This is a genomic window from Vibrio sp. 1580 (assembly GCF_033340055.1).
Genome location: NZ_JAWOVT010000007.1, coordinates 174,404 through 190,525 on the forward strand (window position 1 = coordinate 174,404; position 16,122 = coordinate 190,525).

12 protein-coding genes are annotated in these 16,122 nt (G+C 43.8%); 6 read left to right on the forward strand and 6 right to left on the reverse strand.

The features are described from left to right. The 4 genes from R7093_RS13365 to R7093_RS13380 all read right to left on the reverse strand — a co-directional run bounded on the left by R7093_RS13365 (position 1) and on the right by R7093_RS13380 (position 7,051). Positions 1 to 456 carry a MarR family winged helix-turn-helix transcriptional regulator gene (locus R7093_RS13365; RefSeq protein ID WP_017635039.1) on the reverse strand — a complete coding sequence of 152 codons (456 nt, stop codon included), beginning with the start codon at positions 454 to 456 and terminating at the stop codon, positions 1 to 3. 187 nt (positions 457 to 643) lie between these two features. Then, positions 644 to 3,805 (reverse strand): efflux RND transporter permease subunit, encoded by a 3,162-nt coding sequence (locus R7093_RS13370; protein WP_005378264.1) that lies wholly within the window; start codon positions 3,803 to 3,805, stop codon positions 644 to 646. Between the two features lie 2 nt (positions 3,806 to 3,807). Further along, positions 3,808 to 4,947: an efflux RND transporter periplasmic adaptor subunit gene (locus R7093_RS13375; protein ID WP_005388411.1), complete on the reverse strand. Its 1,140-nt coding sequence runs from the start codon at positions 4,945 to 4,947 to the stop codon at positions 3,808 to 3,810. Between the two features lie 466 nt (positions 4,948 to 5,413). Next, positions 5,414 to 7,051 carry a methyl-accepting chemotaxis protein gene (locus tag R7093_RS13380; RefSeq protein WP_318146689.1) on the reverse strand — a complete coding sequence of 546 codons (1,638 nt, stop codon included), beginning with the start codon at positions 7,049 to 7,051 and terminating at the stop codon, positions 5,414 to 5,416. Between the two features lie 774 nt (positions 7,052 to 7,825). On the opposite strand from R7093_RS13380, the gene R7093_RS13385 reads away from it, so the two are divergent. After that, complete coding sequence (locus R7093_RS13385; protein WP_167415112.1) at positions 7,826 to 8,815, forward strand: Solitary outer membrane autotransporter beta-barrel domain; 990 nt, start codon at positions 7,826 to 7,828, stop codon at positions 8,813 to 8,815. Positions 8,816 to 8,820: 5 nt separating this feature from the next. Here the strand turns inward: R7093_RS13385 and R7093_RS13390 are convergent, their stop codons facing one another. Continuing rightward, on the reverse strand, positions 8,821 to 9,069 hold the full coding sequence (locus tag R7093_RS13390) for a hypothetical protein (RefSeq protein WP_005378271.1): 249 nt from the start codon (positions 9,067 to 9,069) through the stop codon (positions 8,821 to 8,823). Between the two features lie 816 nt (positions 9,070 to 9,885). On the opposite strand from R7093_RS13390, the gene R7093_RS13395 reads away from it, so the two are divergent. The 3 genes from R7093_RS13395 (at position 9,886) to R7093_RS13405 (ending at position 12,690) form a co-directional block, all read left to right on the forward strand. Beyond that, positions 9,886 to 11,217 carry a cytochrome ubiquinol oxidase subunit I gene (locus R7093_RS13395; RefSeq protein WP_318146690.1) on the forward strand — a complete coding sequence of 444 codons (1,332 nt, stop codon included), beginning with the start codon at positions 9,886 to 9,888 and terminating at the stop codon, positions 11,215 to 11,217. Positions 11,218 to 11,219: 2 nt separating this feature from the next. After that, positions 11,220 to 12,212, forward strand: coding sequence for a cytochrome d ubiquinol oxidase subunit II (locus tag R7093_RS13400; protein ID WP_262635000.1), 993 nt, complete (start codon positions 11,220 to 11,222; stop codon positions 12,210 to 12,212). 349 nt (positions 12,213 to 12,561) lie between these two features. Further along, on the forward strand, positions 12,562 to 12,690 hold the full coding sequence (locus tag R7093_RS13405; protein ID WP_005378275.1) for a hypothetical protein: 129 nt from the start codon (positions 12,562 to 12,564) through the stop codon (positions 12,688 to 12,690). A 423-nt stretch (positions 12,691 to 13,113) separates the two neighbouring features. Here R7093_RS13405 and R7093_RS13410 read toward each other — a convergent pair whose 3' ends face one another. Further along, the gene (locus R7093_RS13410) at positions 13,114 to 14,142 is read right to left on the reverse strand and encodes a ParA family protein (RefSeq protein ID WP_176310873.1); all 1,029 of its coding nucleotides are present in this window, start codon (positions 14,140 to 14,142) and stop codon (positions 13,114 to 13,116) included. A gap of 202 nt (positions 14,143 to 14,344) precedes the next feature. On the opposite strand from R7093_RS13410, the gene R7093_RS13415 reads away from it, so the two are divergent. Next, positions 14,345 to 14,899, forward strand: coding sequence for a recombinase family protein (locus tag R7093_RS13415; RefSeq protein WP_031781197.1), 555 nt, complete (start codon positions 14,345 to 14,347; stop codon positions 14,897 to 14,899). A gap of 191 nt (positions 14,900 to 15,090) precedes the next feature. Next, positions 15,091 to 16,029, forward strand: coding sequence for a hypothetical protein (locus tag R7093_RS13420; RefSeq protein ID WP_318146691.1), 939 nt, complete (start codon positions 15,091 to 15,093; stop codon positions 16,027 to 16,029). Positions 16,030 to 16,122 lie beyond the last annotated feature (93 nt).

Below are 16,122 nucleotides of genomic sequence, written 5' to 3' on the forward strand. Positions count from 1 at the left end.
TTACTGGTCGTGATTCGCAAAAGTGAGCTTTCTTACCAGACGAAAAAATTCACTCGCTTCAGATTCCGACAAACAAGAAAAAAACTCTTTCTGTAAATTCGTCATGATTTGATGAACTTGCTTTAAAGCATTTGCTCCCTCTTTTGTCATGCTTAGCATTTTAAGGCGCTGATTCGATTTACTTTTAGAAACTTGAACAAACCCTCTCTTTTCCAGATTGTCCACCATCCGCTTTGCTACACTTCGCTCAGTTCGAACCGCATCAGCCAACGCTTGCTGGCTCATAGGTTGAAATTCTTCTAAAGCGGCCAGTGCACTTGCCATTTCTAGTGTCATCAAATTTTGCCGAGACAGCTCGGCTTGGGCACGATTGCGGTACATGCGCTGCATCACACCGCAGACAAACATAGGGCTTTGATCCAAAACGGAAATTGGGGAAATTTTCTGATCTTTCATCGTCGTTTTTCTTCTTTAGGCTTTCATTCGGCCGAAAAGGCTGTGCTGATACTGCACACAACACGCCGTCTTTCAGGCTCGCGTCATAGACGGTAACCACCAAGTGAAAACATAAAATAAAGAGCGCCGAAGCGCCCTTTAATCGTGTTTATTATCACTAGTATAACTCAGTTAAAACAACCAAGTCCTACTCGCTTTGCTGAGTGGGTTTAGTGCTGGTCTCAGACAACTCTGCCTCCGACTCTTTTCTCGCACGTCGATCAAACAATCGCTCAACCACTACAAAGAAGATTGGGACGAAGAATATACCCAATATCGTGGCACTGATCATGCCACCAAGTACGCCGGTACCTACTGCGTTTTGACCTGCCGATCCCACACCTGAACTGATAGCAAGTGGTACCACACCCAAACCAAAAGCAAGCGATGTCATGATAATTGGGCGCAGACGAACGCGAACAGCATGTAAGGTTGCTTCGATAAGCCCAGCGCCTTTCTCATAGTAGTCCTTTGCAAACTCAACAATCAGAATGGCGTTTTTGGTTGCCAAGCCGACCGTAGTTAATAAGCTCACCTGGAAGAACACATCGTTATCCATACTGCGCGTCATTACCGCAAGCACAGCACCAAGCACACCAAGAGGAACAACTAACACCACGGCGAAAGGTACTGACCAACTTTCATACAAAGCGGCAAGAACTAAGAATACGACGAGGATAGATAGCGCATATAGCATCGGCGCTTGGTTTCCGGAAAGGCGCTCTTCATACGAAATACCATTCCAGTTCACCGTGAAACCTTCTGGTAGCTTTTCTACCATTGCTTCAATTTCTTCCATGGCTTCACCAGTACTTACACCAGGAGCTGCACCGCCTTGAATATTCATTGCTGGCAAACCATCAAAGCGCTGCAAAAGAGGAGACCCATAGGTCCACTCGCCACTCGCAAAAGCAGAGAAAGGCACCATCTCTCCTTTAGCGTTGCGTACGTACCATGAATCGAAGTCTTTTGGCTGCATGCGGTATTCCGCATCACTTTGCACCATCACTTTCTTCACACGACCGCGGTCAATATAATCGTTAATGTAAGCCCCGCCCCATGCAGCTGACAGGATTTGGTTTACGTCATTGATACTGACATCCAAAGCACGAAGTTTGACGTGGTCAATGTTCACTTTGTACATTGGCGCATCTGCCTGACCGTTTGGACGAACACCAACAAGTTTCGGGTTTTGTGCTGCCATGCCCAGAAGTTGCCCTTGAGCCGCAACTAATGCATCGTGCCCTTTATTCAACGAGTCTTGGAGATAGAAATCGAAACCTGTCGAGTTACCTAGCTCTTGAATCGCTGGAGGGGCGAACGCAAACACCAAAGCTTCTTTAATAGTAGAGAAGTACCCCATCGCTCGGCCCGTAATGGAAGCGGCATCGGCGCCTGGCGCTTCACGCTCAGACCAATCTTTCAGGCCGATAAATGCCATACCCATATTTTGGCCTTGGCCTGCGAAACTAAATCCAGCAACGGAGAAGACAGATTTTACATTGTCTTTTTCGTCTACTAGATAAAAGTCACGCATTTTCTCAAGTGTTTTTTCCGTCTGCTCTTGTGTTGAGTTAGGCGGCAAAATAGCCATTGAGAATACTGTGCCTTGGTCTTCATCTGGCAAAAATGACGTTGGAAGGTTCATAAATAACCAGCCAGCACCTGCACTCATTGCCAAAAATACAACCAACATGCGACCTGTGCGTTTTAAAAGTTTAGCAACACCGGTTTCATAGCCAGCTGTCATCGCATCAAACTTGCGGTTAAACCAGCCAAAGAAGCCTTTCTTTTCTAGAAGCTCAGCATCGCCTTTTTTCAGTAATGTTGCACATAATGCTGGAGTCAGAATTATCGCAACCAAAACGGAAAGCGTCATAGCCGCCACAATAGTTATTGAAAACTGACGGTAAATAACCCCGGTAGAACCAGACATAAACGCCATAGGGACGAATACCGCTGAAAGCGTCAACCCCACACCAATCAGGGCACCAGTGATCTGCCCCATCGATTTTTTGGTCGCTTCTTTGGGCTCCAACCCATCTTCATGCATCACACGCTCGACGTTTTCCACCACAACGATGGCATCATCCACCAGCAAACCGATAGCCAGAACCATCGCGAACATGGTTAACGTGTTTACGCTAAATCCAGTCGCGTACAAAATAGCGAAGGTTCCGAGCAATACGACAGGCACTGCGATCGTTGGAATGATCGTCGCACGGAAGTTCTGCAAGAACAGGTACATGATTAAGAACACAAGAAGAATGGCTTCTAATAGCGTTTTAACCACTTCTTGAATCGAGGCTTTGACGAATGGCGTTGTTTCAAATGGGTAAGCAATCTGCAACCCTTCTGGGAACGTTGCACTCAGTTGTTCTAAGCGCTCTTTTACCGCATTGGCTGTCTCAAGCGCGTTTGCGCCAGTACCTAATGAAATACCTAACCCCGATGCTGGGAAGCCATTATATTGGCCTCGAATATCATAACTTTCTGCACCACGCTCAACGCGAGCTACATCTTTCAAATAAACATTCGAACCACTGGCGTCGGACTTAAGAATGATGTCTTGGAACTCTTCTACACTGCTCAAACGACTTGCAGAAGAAATCGTAGCATTCAACAACTGACCCTCCTGCGCAGGTGCCGCACCCAGTTGACCTGAAGAAACTTGCGCGTTCTGTTCACTGATCGCGTTCGCTACATCGATTGCGGTCAAGTTGAACTGCGTAAGCTTAAAAGGGTCCAGCCAAACTCGCATTGCATACTGCGCACCAAACGCCTGCACTTGTCCTACGCCAGTTACACGACTTATCGGGTCTTGAATATTCGTTACAACAAAGTCGCCGATATCGTTTTCTGTAAAGTCAGGATCTTCAGAATAAACTGCGACAACCATGAGAAATGCCGTATTGGATTTATTGACGACAATACCTTGGTTTTGTACCTCCATCGGCAATGAAGTCAATGCCAATTGCAGTTTGTTCTGCACCTGTACTTGCGCGATATCAGGATCAGCTTCGCTATCAAACGTCAGGGTAATTGTCGCATTACCAAATGCATCACTGCTCGATGATAGGTAGCGAAGGTAATCTAATCCTGTCATGTTTTGCTCGATAACCTGCGTTACCGAGTCTTCAACGGTTTTTGCTGATGCACCTGGATAGCGAGCACTGATGGTGATCGTCGTCGGTGAAATCGTTGGGTATTGCGAGACGGGTAAATTGAATAATGACATTACCCCCGCCAACATCGTTAGAATCGCGAGAACCCAAGCAAATACCGGACGATCGATAAAAAATCGTGCCATGATTACTCCTGTTCACCGTTTTGGATAGTTACCGAACTGCCTGGCCCTACCTTTTGTAAACCGGCGGTAATGACTTTATCACCCGCGTTCAAACCATCAATAATGCGCCATTGGCTATTGATCGCTTCGGCAGTCTTCACTGGTTTCGCTTCCACTTTGTTCTCGCCATTAACCGTCATCACTGTCGCTTTACCTGTCGCATCACGAGATACCGTATTTTGTGGTATTAGAATCGCATCAGGGTCGACACCAGTAATGACCGTCGCACGAACAAACATTCCAGGTAGCAACAAACCGTCAGGGTTTGGGAATTCGGCACGAAGCGTCACGCTGCCCGTACTTTCGTTCACATTGACCTCAGTAAATTTCATTGTGCCTTTGTGTTCGTAAGTGCTGCCATCTTCAAGCATCAATGTAACTTGCGCAGAGTCATCTTCTTGCATATGGCCTTGGGAGAGTGATGCTTTCAAACGCAGCAGTTGCGCGGATGATTGCACAATATCAACATTGATAGGGTCAAGCTGCTGAATGGTCGCTAATTTGGCAGCTTGGTTAGCCGTAACCAACGCACCCGCTGTCACACTCGATTTACCGATCACCCCGCTAATCGGAGCTTTGACTTGCGTATAATCTAAGTTGATTTTTGCTGTGTTGATCTTGGCTTTTGCGACTAGGACCTGCGCTTTCGCTTCTTTGTATGCCGCTTCTGCTTCATCCAAGTCTTGTTGGCTGATGGATTTTTTGGTGATCAAGGTTCTGTAACGCTTCACCGTGGCATAGGTCGACTCTGCCGCAGCTTGCGCACGGATTAATTCCGCTTCAGCGCTCAGCAAATCCGCCTGAAATGATGAATCATCAATTTGATATAGCGACTGCCCTCGTTCAACAAGGCCACCTTCAACAAAATTTCGCTCCGAAATAATGCCAGTGACTTGCGGACGAACTTCCGCTTCTTTGAATGCTCGGCTACGACCCGGCAACTCTACTGTCAATGCTTGGCGCGTTGGCTGCACTGTTAACACTTCTACTTCGGTTGCGGGCGCAGGACCACCACCTTGGCTCGATCCTTCTTCGCTAGGTTGACATCCAACCACAAAAAGGCTCGACGCAATCAGCAGAGATAGCGTGGTTTTACGTCTCATGAATTTTTCTCTCTTATCTACCGACAAGCCTTCAAGATTCCTTATTAAAAGCTTCTAGAATGACTTAATAATGACTAAAGGATGTATATCCAGAACAAATTAATTAGGATGATAAATACCCAGTGTTGTACATACAACAAAATTTACAGTTCTATACGCTTACGAAAAACGTTTATGGTAAAGGTGTTATGAAGTTCTCAAATTTGAAGATTTTGGGTTGGAAATCACATTTTCCTGTGTGCAATTGCAATGGTTAAAAAGCAGCAAAAGTGATGATAAAAGCATCATCACGCTGTACAGAGTTTGTTACCGCTGTCTAGGGTTATTTGCCCACTCTGGTATACGAACTAAAGTGAGAAAGGAATGTAAATATAGTCGAAATTTCACAAGTCAGGTTCGCCACTTATCTAAAAAATAACCCGCTAAGAAGCGGGTTATTTCGTCAGTGAGATTGCTGTTCTCAAGCTTATACTTTGAACTGACTGACCTGATGATCTAAACGTTGAGTTTGCTCTGACAACATGGCTAAAGAAGCTCGCGCTTGGTTTACGATTTCCACAATTGAAGTGCTACTGTCTGCAATGCCTTGTACGTTGCTATTTACTTCGTCACTTACTGTACTTTGCTGGCTCGCAGCCGTTGCAATGTGTGTATTCATCTCGTTCATACGTGAAATCGCGTTCAAGATTTCAGAAAGGGATTCACTCGCTCGGCCAGCGGACTTGATCGTTTCATCACTGCTATTTTGGCTACCGCGCATCACTTCTACAGCTTGTCCTGCACCAGATTGTAGCTTTTCAATCATGGTTTGGATTTCTCCCGTACTCTGTTGCGTACGACTGGCTAAAGAACGAACCTCGTCCGCTACCACAGCAAAGCCTCGCCCTTGCTCTCCAGCGCGAGCCGCTTCAATGGCTGCGTTAAGCGCTAATAAGTTTGTTTGCTCGGCAATACCACGAATTACATCCAGTACGGACGCAATGTTACTCACATCATGATCCAATGTGTTAATGACGTGGCTTGCGCTTTCGATTTCACTTGCGAGGCTACGAATTGAGCTAACCGTTTGATCCAAAATAACATTGGTATTGGTAAGTTCATCATTCGCTGTTTGGCTCGCAACCGCAGCTTCGTTAGCGCTATCGCTTACATTTCTGCTGGTGACTTGCATTTCATGCACTGCCGCCGCTACCGCCTCGCTATCTTTTTGCTGAGAAACGGTCGAGTTCGCGATGGTCGTGGTCAACGAGCTAAGATTTGCCATTTCGTTACGTAAGGTATTTGAGCTTTCAATTACCTGAGCGACTGTCATTTGAATTTTGGACACAAACTGGTTAAATGCGTCTGCTAAATTGCCAATTTCGTCTTGTGTTTTTACATCGATTCGCTGACTTAGATCACCTTCACCGGACGCAATTTCTGTCATCGCATTTTTAATATCATTGATAGGCTTCACAACCGTTTGTAACAACAAAAAAGCCATCGCGATAGCGGCAAAAATAACAATCACAATGCCAGCCTCAAGAATGAGTTCTGCTCTTGTTGCAGCCGCTGATATTTCGTCCTTCAATTGGTTTTGCTTTTCTTCTATTGCATCTTTTACAACGTTAAGCTGCGCTCTAACCTCGATAAATTGGTCTTCAAAGGTATGTTTGTGCTCATTATAGTAACCACGCCATTGAGATTGAGGTAAACGTAGCATCGCTTCATAACTTACTAACCATTTTTCACCCAAAGAGACAAGCGTTCGAACTTCATTACCATGTGTAGAAGGCATCACACCGGCTTGTGATAGCTCAATCATTTGTTCCATACGTGGCAGTGCTTTGTAGGCGTTGTCTTTGTATTCACCGATGTGATGATCAATATCGTTTTGAGTATCAGAAAGTGCAACACCTTGGATTGCAGATGTTGCTTGGTAAAGATCGCGATAAGCATCCTCAATCGTTAATAAGTTCGGCACGATCTGTTCGTTGAGTGTCTCACTCAATTCAGATTGCTTCCAACTTGTCATAACGTTTAATACAGAGCTCACAATAAACAATCCAATAATCAATGACAGCGGAATCACTATCTTCTGCTTGATCGTTAAGTTCTGGAACATGAATAGACTCTCTTTATTTATGGTATACAAACTGCCGGAAATTATATCAAACAAATAGAGTATACCATTAGGTAAAAGAGGCTATTCAACATGAAATCTAATGACTTTTTGACAAGGGTTCTAATTTCAACAATTAGTTGATTTTATACAAAATTTAACAAAGAGATCTTTTCAAAAGATGCAAATTAAAATGCTCTTTCAAAACGAAAAATATGTAACAGAAAGTGAATTAAAAGGGACCACATTTTGAAGAATAGATCGAATCAATGATTTACTGAGAACACATACAAAATACAGTTTTTGGATTGAGCACGACCGCGTAATATGCAAAGGTCCGAACATTTCTTCTAAAGCTCAAAAAAACCATTGTTTATCTGACGTATTTAGGGTTACTCCGTGAGGATATTAGTCGTGATGTTGGCAGACAGGATGCTTACAAGTTTTCGAAGTTAACCAGTAGCACAGTGAACGATTCAGATTTTCTTGAGCGCCAAGGCAATAAAAAAGTTTGCGATTTTGCTTTCAAGAGACGCATTCAAGAAAATAATGCAACCTAGCCACAAAGTCTTGCTACATCTTCAGAAAAGAATGATGTTGCTAAACAAATCTGGTGCAGCATACACATTGAAGCTAAACTCGTTTAAGGAACTTTTTCATATCAATATGAGAAAACATAGATTTCTCAAAGTTACACAGACCATTCAACGATTAAACTAATGTTAGCGTACCGGTACGTCCAAAAACTCCATGCATGAACCATTTGAAAGAGCCAAAATGTTCCAACCCAACTTCGCCTCAGTGGAGTGGCGAGTCGTTTCGCTCGCTCTCCTACTCTCTCTTCCTCACACTGCTCAAGCAGATCCACTAGATAAGGAAATTAGCAACCTTCTCCAACAACGTTTTTCTATCGCGGTTTTGCTGTCCGACACTGACGCAATTGCGTTTGGTATTGGCGACTTTGATCCGAATGCATTATTTGATACCGCCAACCCAGAGTTCGGGACTGACGAGTCAATCAATGAACGTCGAAGCAAATCCGTATATGTTCTCCCTTACACGACTAACTTTGACATAGAGGGCAGCGAGGACTTACATGAGCTGTCGTTTAAGGCATTTACGATACAAACAGAGAATGATCTCAAACTATTCGGCACAAGTAAGGATCTTCTCAAGGAAAGGACATACGGTGCATCGATTGGTTATGGGTATCTATACAAAGCAAGTGAAAACGTCACCCTTAGCACCAGAACGACGACTCACCTTATGCGTTATAAAAACTCATTCTCTACAGATAATAAACTTTCCTCCATCATTGGAAGAATCCTAGACGGCCGTGCCGTTAACGTTTCAGCATGGGCGGCAATAGTTCAACCATCCATTAAAGCCAAATACACATCTCCCACAAGTTGGGGGAAATGGCATGCCAGTTCGACATTGAATTCATTCATTGGGCACAGCTGGGGAAGCGCAAATAACGGCAATATAGGCAACCCTAAAGGTTGGTACCTATCTAATGAAATCACCGGTTACTACAATATTTATCACGGTGAGCAAGCTTTATTTACTGGGATTAAAAGAGTCGACCTTTCGCATGATTTAAGCGACGAACTTGGAAGTCCGCATTACTACGAAGCTTCTATAGGATGGCTATTTTATGCACCAAAGCCCTTTGATTGGTTGGACAATTTCGGCATAGGCGTTAACTTCAACTACGGCTCGACTCTCAGAGGTGGCAGCATTCAACTTTACTACAACAAACAATAACGCTGTCAGTACAGGAACCAGTTGGTAGCATATATAACAAGAAGAACTAGAAGACACAAAAGGAATGGCAGAGTTAGCGTCTTCGCAAACTTTTTCATGAGACTTGGGTTATCAAACACCACACCTTCCGCTTCTCTTACCCTTCGCTCTTCGTCAAAATGCCATTTAATGGCTAAGTAGGCTCCTATCCCTAATACAATAAGCTTAAAAGCTCCAGCAAAGTAAGGAAAGAAATTAGCCCAACTGTCGTTCATTATCCATCTCCATCAAATTCAATATCAGCTTTGCGGTGGCAGAATCCAAGATTCATGTAGAATGCCCCCCTCAAAGTCAGACTCTCTGGCTAGCGTCAGTCTACTGCTCGAGATAGCTGTCCACAACTCTCTTTACCATATTGGCATTTATTAATTATTTAATAAATAACAAGAAAGACACTAGCACACTTGCTGAAAAGTAAGTGTCAGTTTGGATTGAAACTCATCAGGAATCGAAAATGGTCCGCAGTCGACTTATTGATCTAGTGAAAGCCAAATTACCTAGCGCTAAATCGTTCGCTAGTATAAAAATGTAGCCTATCGCACTTCTGGTCGAGTCCTAACAAACTTATGATGCATATGTCATTAGCGGTGCAATTTTAAGTTTATCAATTAGCTAAAGTTTCCCACCTTAACTGCCAGTAAGTTTGCTGTGTTTGAGATGATCTCGACATGACTAGTGTATAAATAGTATGGAGGTTCAAAGTGAAGGCAAGGCAATTTTCCTTACTAAAAATATTGTTTCTGTAATTTTATTTCAGGATTATCGAAACCATCATAAGGATAATTCGAACTAATCTTAATCCATGCTCCTTCAGTTACATTTGCTTTCTTTTACTCACTTCTCGCGACTATTAGTGGCATTTTGAGACAATTTCCTACACTTCTTTCTTTCCCTTAGTTGATATAAATCATGGTTAGAAGAAAACAGAATCACCTGTATTTCTCGATACATGAATCCAAACTGCCCGATTTTTCGTAACTAAATTACAGATAGACACGATTTTTAGCACGGCACGTTTTTGAGGAACCAAGATGTTAGATACCCTCATGCTGTCGCGGTTCCAGTTCGCGGCCAATATCAGCTTTCATATTCTCTTCCCGACCATCACCATCGCGTTGGCGTGGATGTTGGTGTTTTTCAAGTGGCGATATAACCGCACACAAGCCCCCGTTTGGCTCGATGTTTATTACTTCTGGGTCAAGATATTCGCTCTTACTTTCGCCTTAGGTGTGGTTTCCGGCATTACTATGAGTTTCCAGTTTGGGACCAACTGGCCAGGCTTTATGGAACGAGTCGGAAACGTAGCAGGACCATTGCTCGGATACGAAGTGATGACCGCCTTCTTTATGGAAGCGACCTTCCTTGGCGTGATGCTTTTTGGGCGTGGACGAGTGCCAGAATGGGTTCATACTCTCGCCACCATTCTGGTTGCTGTTGGGACAAGTATGTCCGCATTTTGGATTCTGGTGCTTAACAGCTGGATGCACACACCAAGTGGCTATGAAGTGATTGACGGTATTGTGCATGTAACCAGTTGGAAGGAAGTCATTTTCAATCCTTCTTTACCTTACCGTCTTCTGCACACGCTATTGGCATCGGCGCTGACTGCCAGCTTCTTGATTGCGGGTATTTCGGCTTATCAAATAATGAAAAAGCCAGATCATCGCTCAGCCAAACTTGGCCTAAAAGTCGCGCTGTTCGCGGCGGCTGGATTCATCCCAATTCAAATCTTTGTCGGTGACCTTCACGGATTAAACACGCTTGAACATCAACCTGCAAAAATCGCAGCGATGGAAGGCGTGTGGGAGACCGAGCAAGGCGCGCCTCTTCTTCTGTTTGCGATGCCAAATGAAGAAACTCGCAGCAATGATTTTGAAGTGGGCATCCCGAAGTTAGCGAGTTTGATTCTGACGCATGACTTAGACGGGGAAATCCAAGGACTTAACGAGTTTGCACCTGATCACCCGCCAGTGAAGCCCTTGTTCTTTGGTTTCCGCGTGATGGTCGGTGTGGGTGTTCTTATGCTGCTGGTTAGCTGGTATGGCGCGGTGACGCTAGCACGCAAAAAAGCGTTACCTAAACCTTACCTGTACACGGTATTAGCCATGACGTTCTCCGGTTGGATAGCCACATTGGCGGGTTGGTATGTTACTGAGATTGGCCGACAGCCTTGGTTGGTCAGCGGTGTATTGCGTACATCAGAAGCCGTCACCACGGTTGCGAGCAGTAGCGTGATGACTTCGCTCATTATGTACTTAGCCATTTATGCTGCATTGCTGGTTGCGTACATCCATACCCTATTCTATTTGGCGCGCAAAGACATTGCAGCCCATGAAGTCCCACTGACACAACAAGAGGCCTAATCATGCTCGACTATCTACCAGAAATTTATCTTCTGCTGCTTGGCTTCTCGGTCTTTATGTATGCTGTGCTCGACGGCTACGACCTTGGCGTCGGTATCCTTTTACCGAGTGATAATGAAGCGCAACGTGACCGAATGATAGCGTCTATCGGCCCTTTCTGGGATGCGAATGAAACGTGGTTGGTGTTAGCCGTCGGTATTCTGCTGATTGCCTTTCCTACTGCTCATAGCTTGATTTTGACGGAACTTTATATGCCGACCGCGATTATGCTTATCGCACTGATCATGCGTGGCGTGGCGTTCGACTTCCGAGCCAAAGCGAACTCGGATCATAAACCTCACTGGGATTGGTGCTTCAGAATTGGCTCGTTAGTCACCGCGCTAACCCAAGGCTACATGGTGGGTCGTTACATCATGGGATTTGAACAATCAACCGAAGCATTTGGCTTTGCTTGGTTAAGCGCACTTTGTGTAGCGGCGGCGTACGTTTACATCGGTGGCGCATGGTTAGTACTAAAAACGGAAGGTGATTTGCAAATACGCTCGGCCCGTTGGTCTCGCCGTGCTGGTTGGTTAGCAGCCTTAGGAATCTTGGTGGTTAGCGTTGTAAACCCAATTGTAAATCAACAAGTTGCCTTGCGTTGGTTCAGCTTCCCAGAAATCTTGTTGCTTGCCCCAGTTCCGTTAATTGTATTGGCAACCATCTTCCTAGTTGATCGCTATTTGCGTCAGGTTCCAATGGTGAATGATCTGGGTGTGCGCTGGCCTTTCTTTGGTGTCACTGTCATTTTCGCGTTGAGCTTTCTCGGGCTTGCGTATAGCTTCTTCCCAGAAGTTGTGCCGGGATTAATGACCGCACAACAAGCTGCCTCCTCGCCTGTGACGTTAATAATCGTGGGCTACGGTGTGATGATTGTTATGCCGGTGATATTGCTTTACACCTTTGTGGTATACCGGATCTTCAAAGGCAAAGCGACAGAACTTAGCTACAAGTAGGAAAGGGAATTCCTCAACAAAGCGCCGCTGCTCATGCGGCGTTTTTTTGCAGTACTCAACGACTAAAGTATCTACCCAAGGCGACTGAGTGGGAACGCTGAGAGAATGTAGCGGCAGCCAGTAGTTTGTTCCTAACTAGAACGAGATAACCGCTTCTCAACTATAGCGATACAGGCACAAAAACAGAAAGAATATTTGATGTTACAAAAGGTAGACCGCCACTTTAAAACGCTTTGAGTATTTTTTGCGCTCAATGTGGTGCAAGTATACTTATGCTTTTTATGACTTGTGAACACTCAATTGCATGTTATGTTGCTGTTGAAATCGTACATGAAATAAGGACAAGAACATGAAGATAAGATGCAAAACGACGCAAAGCATTGAAAAATTTAACCCTGATGACCTCAATCTAAACACAGATCTCTTTGGTATGATTGCTGTTGTATTCGTGTTCATGGCTGTTTTGCTTAGCATCTAGTAGCACTACGTTCATTCTTGTGGCCGTATTCATACCTCATGTGATATGGGTGCTAAATTCTAGATTAAAGCGGATGTGCTAACCCGCACCAATCAGATTATGGCTGCCTCTGTATAGCATCTTCAATTTTGGCGTTGTATAGAGGTGAGATGTGAATAGTTGGCTTGTAGATAGAATGGCGCTTGCACCTTGAGCACTCTTGTGTACTTTCAATGACGCATTACTTTAGTGTAGATACGAAAAAAGGCCTGATAAATCAGACCTTTTAGAATGTGGCGGTGAGTGAGAGATTCGAACTCTCGATTGCTAGCTACCAGAAATTAATCATTAAAATACAGACACTTAAGTATATTCCAACTAATTGCTTTGTACCAGTAATTTGTACAACTCAAACACCGCTATTGTTGTGCTCACTTTTAGCCCTTAGCTAGAAGTTAAGTCCACTACACTTTTAGCTAGATCTGTAAACACTTCTCTGAACTTCTCTCTATTTTCCTTCATCTTATGTAGAATCGTACCCGTTTGCTCTATTTGAGAGTCATTTAATGCAAATACAGGTACATTGTGTTTTTGTGACTGAGCAATTAATGAATTGAAATCTGCAATATTAGCTAAATTATATGGTTCATCTTGGGACACTACTGTACTGAACACTTCAGAACTTATTGCCATATCACAACGTTCAAGGGACGGTATCAATTTAGTTCTAACGCCCTCTTTTATTGTATCAATCCATTGTTGAAAAGATTTGGCAGGAGCACCATCACGAGGTCTGTATCTTTGGGAGATAAAGCCAATAAACTTTGGTGGTTCCTCTGGGAAACGCATGTCTAAACTAGGGTCTCTAAAGGTTTGAGCTTTGTTGTTCCATTCAGGTAATACTCTGGAGAGAGAGTCAATGGCTTGAGAGCAGAAGAAGTCAGGTGAAGTAGGAACGATGAAATAGTCACTTGACATTAATAGACAAAGATTGAGAGCACCAACGCTAGGACTCATATCAATTAGTATGTAATCAAAGCCGTGTTCTTTCCCCATACGTCTCAGTAACTCGTTAGCACTTCCCGGAATATTTTTGATAGCAGGAATAGCAGCACTCGTAGTTAACGCAACGCTCATTTGCGTTTCATACTCAGATAGTTCTAGGCTTCCACAATACATGTACAAATTTGGGTTAATTGTTTCAATTGGTTCACCAAGCTTTAAACCATCTAACCTACCATTCATAACTGGCTCGAGACCTTCAGCCAAAGTACCGTTTGGGTTATTGCTGTAAAACTCTTCAGCATCCTCAATATTATCGTAGTTCATAACCAAAGCAGTTAAGTTACATTGAGGATCTGCATCAACTATCATTGTCTTGAAGCCTAACTCAGCTAGCATCCAGCCAAGGTTAAAAGTAGTGGTAGTCTTACTGACACCACCCTTGTGGTTAAATAAAGAAATGATCTTCACTAATATTCCCTCAGTTTATATGAAACAGATTTAAACATAGCATGGTAAAAACCTTAAGTATGTGAACCTGTAGAGAGTGTGCCTATTAGGTATACCCAAACGACTACGGTCAAACCTTGATCAAACAGTACCCATTAGGGTTGAATTAAAATTGTGACCACAATAAAATTTCTAACATCTTAGAGTTAAACGGGTACACCTAATGGCACACATAGCTTATCTACGTGTTTCGACCACAGACCAAAATACAGACCGTCAACTTACAGATTCTGGTATCACCTTTGATAAGAGCTTTACAGATAAATGCAGTGGCGGTTCAACTAAACGACCAGCATTAGAAGCTCTTAAAGACTACGTTCGAGAAGGAGATACAATCCACGTTCATAGCATCGACCGCCTAGCTCGTAATTTGGTTGATTTGAAGCAACTAATAAACGACTGGACTAGCCAAGGTGTTAGCGTGAGATTCCACAAGGAAAACCTAAGCTTTAATGCTGGTGGAAGTGATCATATGTCTGAGCTCATGCTGAACATGCTAGGAGCTGTAGCTCAATTCGAGTTAGCAATGATTCAGGAAAGACGTCAGGAAGGCATTGAGAAAGCTAAAGCAGCAGGGAAATATAAAGGTAGACCAACTAACACAACTAACCACCAGCGTATCGCTGAGCTACGCTCACAAGGTTTTTCCTTGAGAAAGATTGCCTCCGAAATAGGAGTCTCCTTATCCACTGTCCAAAGAGCCTTAGCAAAGACTTAGTACACCGTAATTACCAAAAAAATGAAGTTTTATAAATCCCATTTTGTGTGTGCGTAACGGTACGCCGCAATCGTATTCGATATGTATTACCCCGAACCCTCCCCCCTCCTAGGGTTCCAATCAAACCAAAAAGAGAAACATTAATAATCAGTCATAGACCTACAGGTACATAACACACTATGAATCAATTCATGGCAGATAGCAGATTTGCGTATTTAGACCCTCGAACTCTCATACTCGATCCCGCGATGCAAGCCCGTGACGTTGAACTCATAAAAGACAAACGAGAACGTTCAGCGCAAGAGATTAAGCAAGAGAGCCAAAGTAAGGAGATTCTTGAAGACCTTCGTAATGGACAGCCTATAAGGCAACCTATCACTGTTTTTGTGATTGATGACAAGTATTACGTAGTGGATGGTTTCCACCGCACTGGAGCTTGTTTGAAGTACCTTGAAGAAAACCCTGATGCTGAATTAATGATTAACTCGTTGATCATAGAAAACCGTACCTACGCTGAGGCATTCTCAGCAGCCCAAGATGTCAACCAAGCACATGGGGTTGGAGTTACTAAAGATGAAGCAACGCAAGCTAAGTTTCGCAAGCTAATTGTTAACCGAGAGTTTGGCCTAAGCGTCTCTCAAATAGAGGAGCTTGTTGGGTGTAGCCGTGGTCAAGCTGGACACATCGCTAACGGCTTAAAAGCTTGCAAAGAAGCATTAGGGAATGACATCGAGATGAACGACTTAGAGAGCTTTGTTGAAAACCTCAAGTTTGGCTTGGAGTCACGTTATTACCTACCCCAAAGCTGTTGGGACTCTAAGGGTTTCCCGAAGATTAGACGACTCTCAGATGCTTTTAAGGGTAAGGAGTATGTGCCTGACAAAGATGATGAGCAGTGGGAGCAAAAGCAAATTAAAGACGTCTCAAAGAGCATCAGCCGCCTCGTTGAGTTCTTTGGAGAGGATATCTTCAGGGAAGGCTTAAGGAAGTTCACTAGGGGCTCTCAACTAGGTATCTCGATATCTCAACGGAGTAAGTGGCTGGAAAAAGCTGGGACTATCGAAGGAAGTATTCAAGATAAAAATAGTGGAAATAAAGCCCCTAACGTAATAGAAAACTACGAGTTATAGAAATGACATTGTGAGCTCGTAAGCCTTATCCCACAAGGCCTACGGGCTAATTCAAACCAAAGTATACACGTGTGTACAGTGGGGAGACTTTAG

Excerpts from the sequence above, each read along its gene's own strand:
- R7093_RS13365 (WP_017635039.1), bottom strand. The coding sequence starts at position 456 with ATGAAAGATCAGAAAATTTCCCCAATTTCCGTTTTGGATCAAAGCCCT.
- R7093_RS13370 (WP_005378264.1), bottom strand. The coding sequence starts at position 3,805 with ATGGCACGATTTTTTATCGATCGTCCGGTATTTGCTTGGGTTCTCGCG.
- R7093_RS13375 (WP_005388411.1), bottom strand. The coding sequence starts at position 4,947 with ATGAGACGTAAAACCACGCTATCTCTGCTGATTGCGTCGAGCCTTTTT.
- R7093_RS13380 (WP_318146689.1), bottom strand. The coding sequence starts at position 7,051 with ATGTTCCAGAACTTAACGATCAAGCAGAAGATAGTGATTCCGCTGTCA.
- R7093_RS13385 (WP_167415112.1), top strand. The coding sequence starts at position 7,826 with ATGTTCCAACCCAACTTCGCCTCAGTGGAGTGGCGAGTCGTTTCGCTC.
- R7093_RS13390 (WP_005378271.1), bottom strand. The coding sequence starts at position 9,069 with ATGAACGACAGTTGGGCTAATTTCTTTCCTTACTTTGCTGGAGCTTTT.
- R7093_RS13395 (WP_318146690.1), top strand. The coding sequence starts at position 9,886 with ATGTTAGATACCCTCATGCTGTCGCGGTTCCAGTTCGCGGCCAATATC.
- R7093_RS13400 (WP_262635000.1), top strand. The coding sequence starts at position 11,220 with ATGCTCGACTATCTACCAGAAATTTATCTTCTGCTGCTTGGCTTCTCG.
- R7093_RS13405 (WP_005378275.1), top strand. The coding sequence starts at position 12,562 with ATGAAGATAAGATGCAAAACGACGCAAAGCATTGAAAAATTTAACCCT.
- R7093_RS13415 (WP_031781197.1), top strand. The coding sequence starts at position 14,345 with ATGGCACACATAGCTTATCTACGTGTTTCGACCACAGACCAAAATACA.
- R7093_RS13420 (WP_318146691.1), top strand. The coding sequence starts at position 15,091 with ATGGCAGATAGCAGATTTGCGTATTTAGACCCTCGAACTCTCATACTC.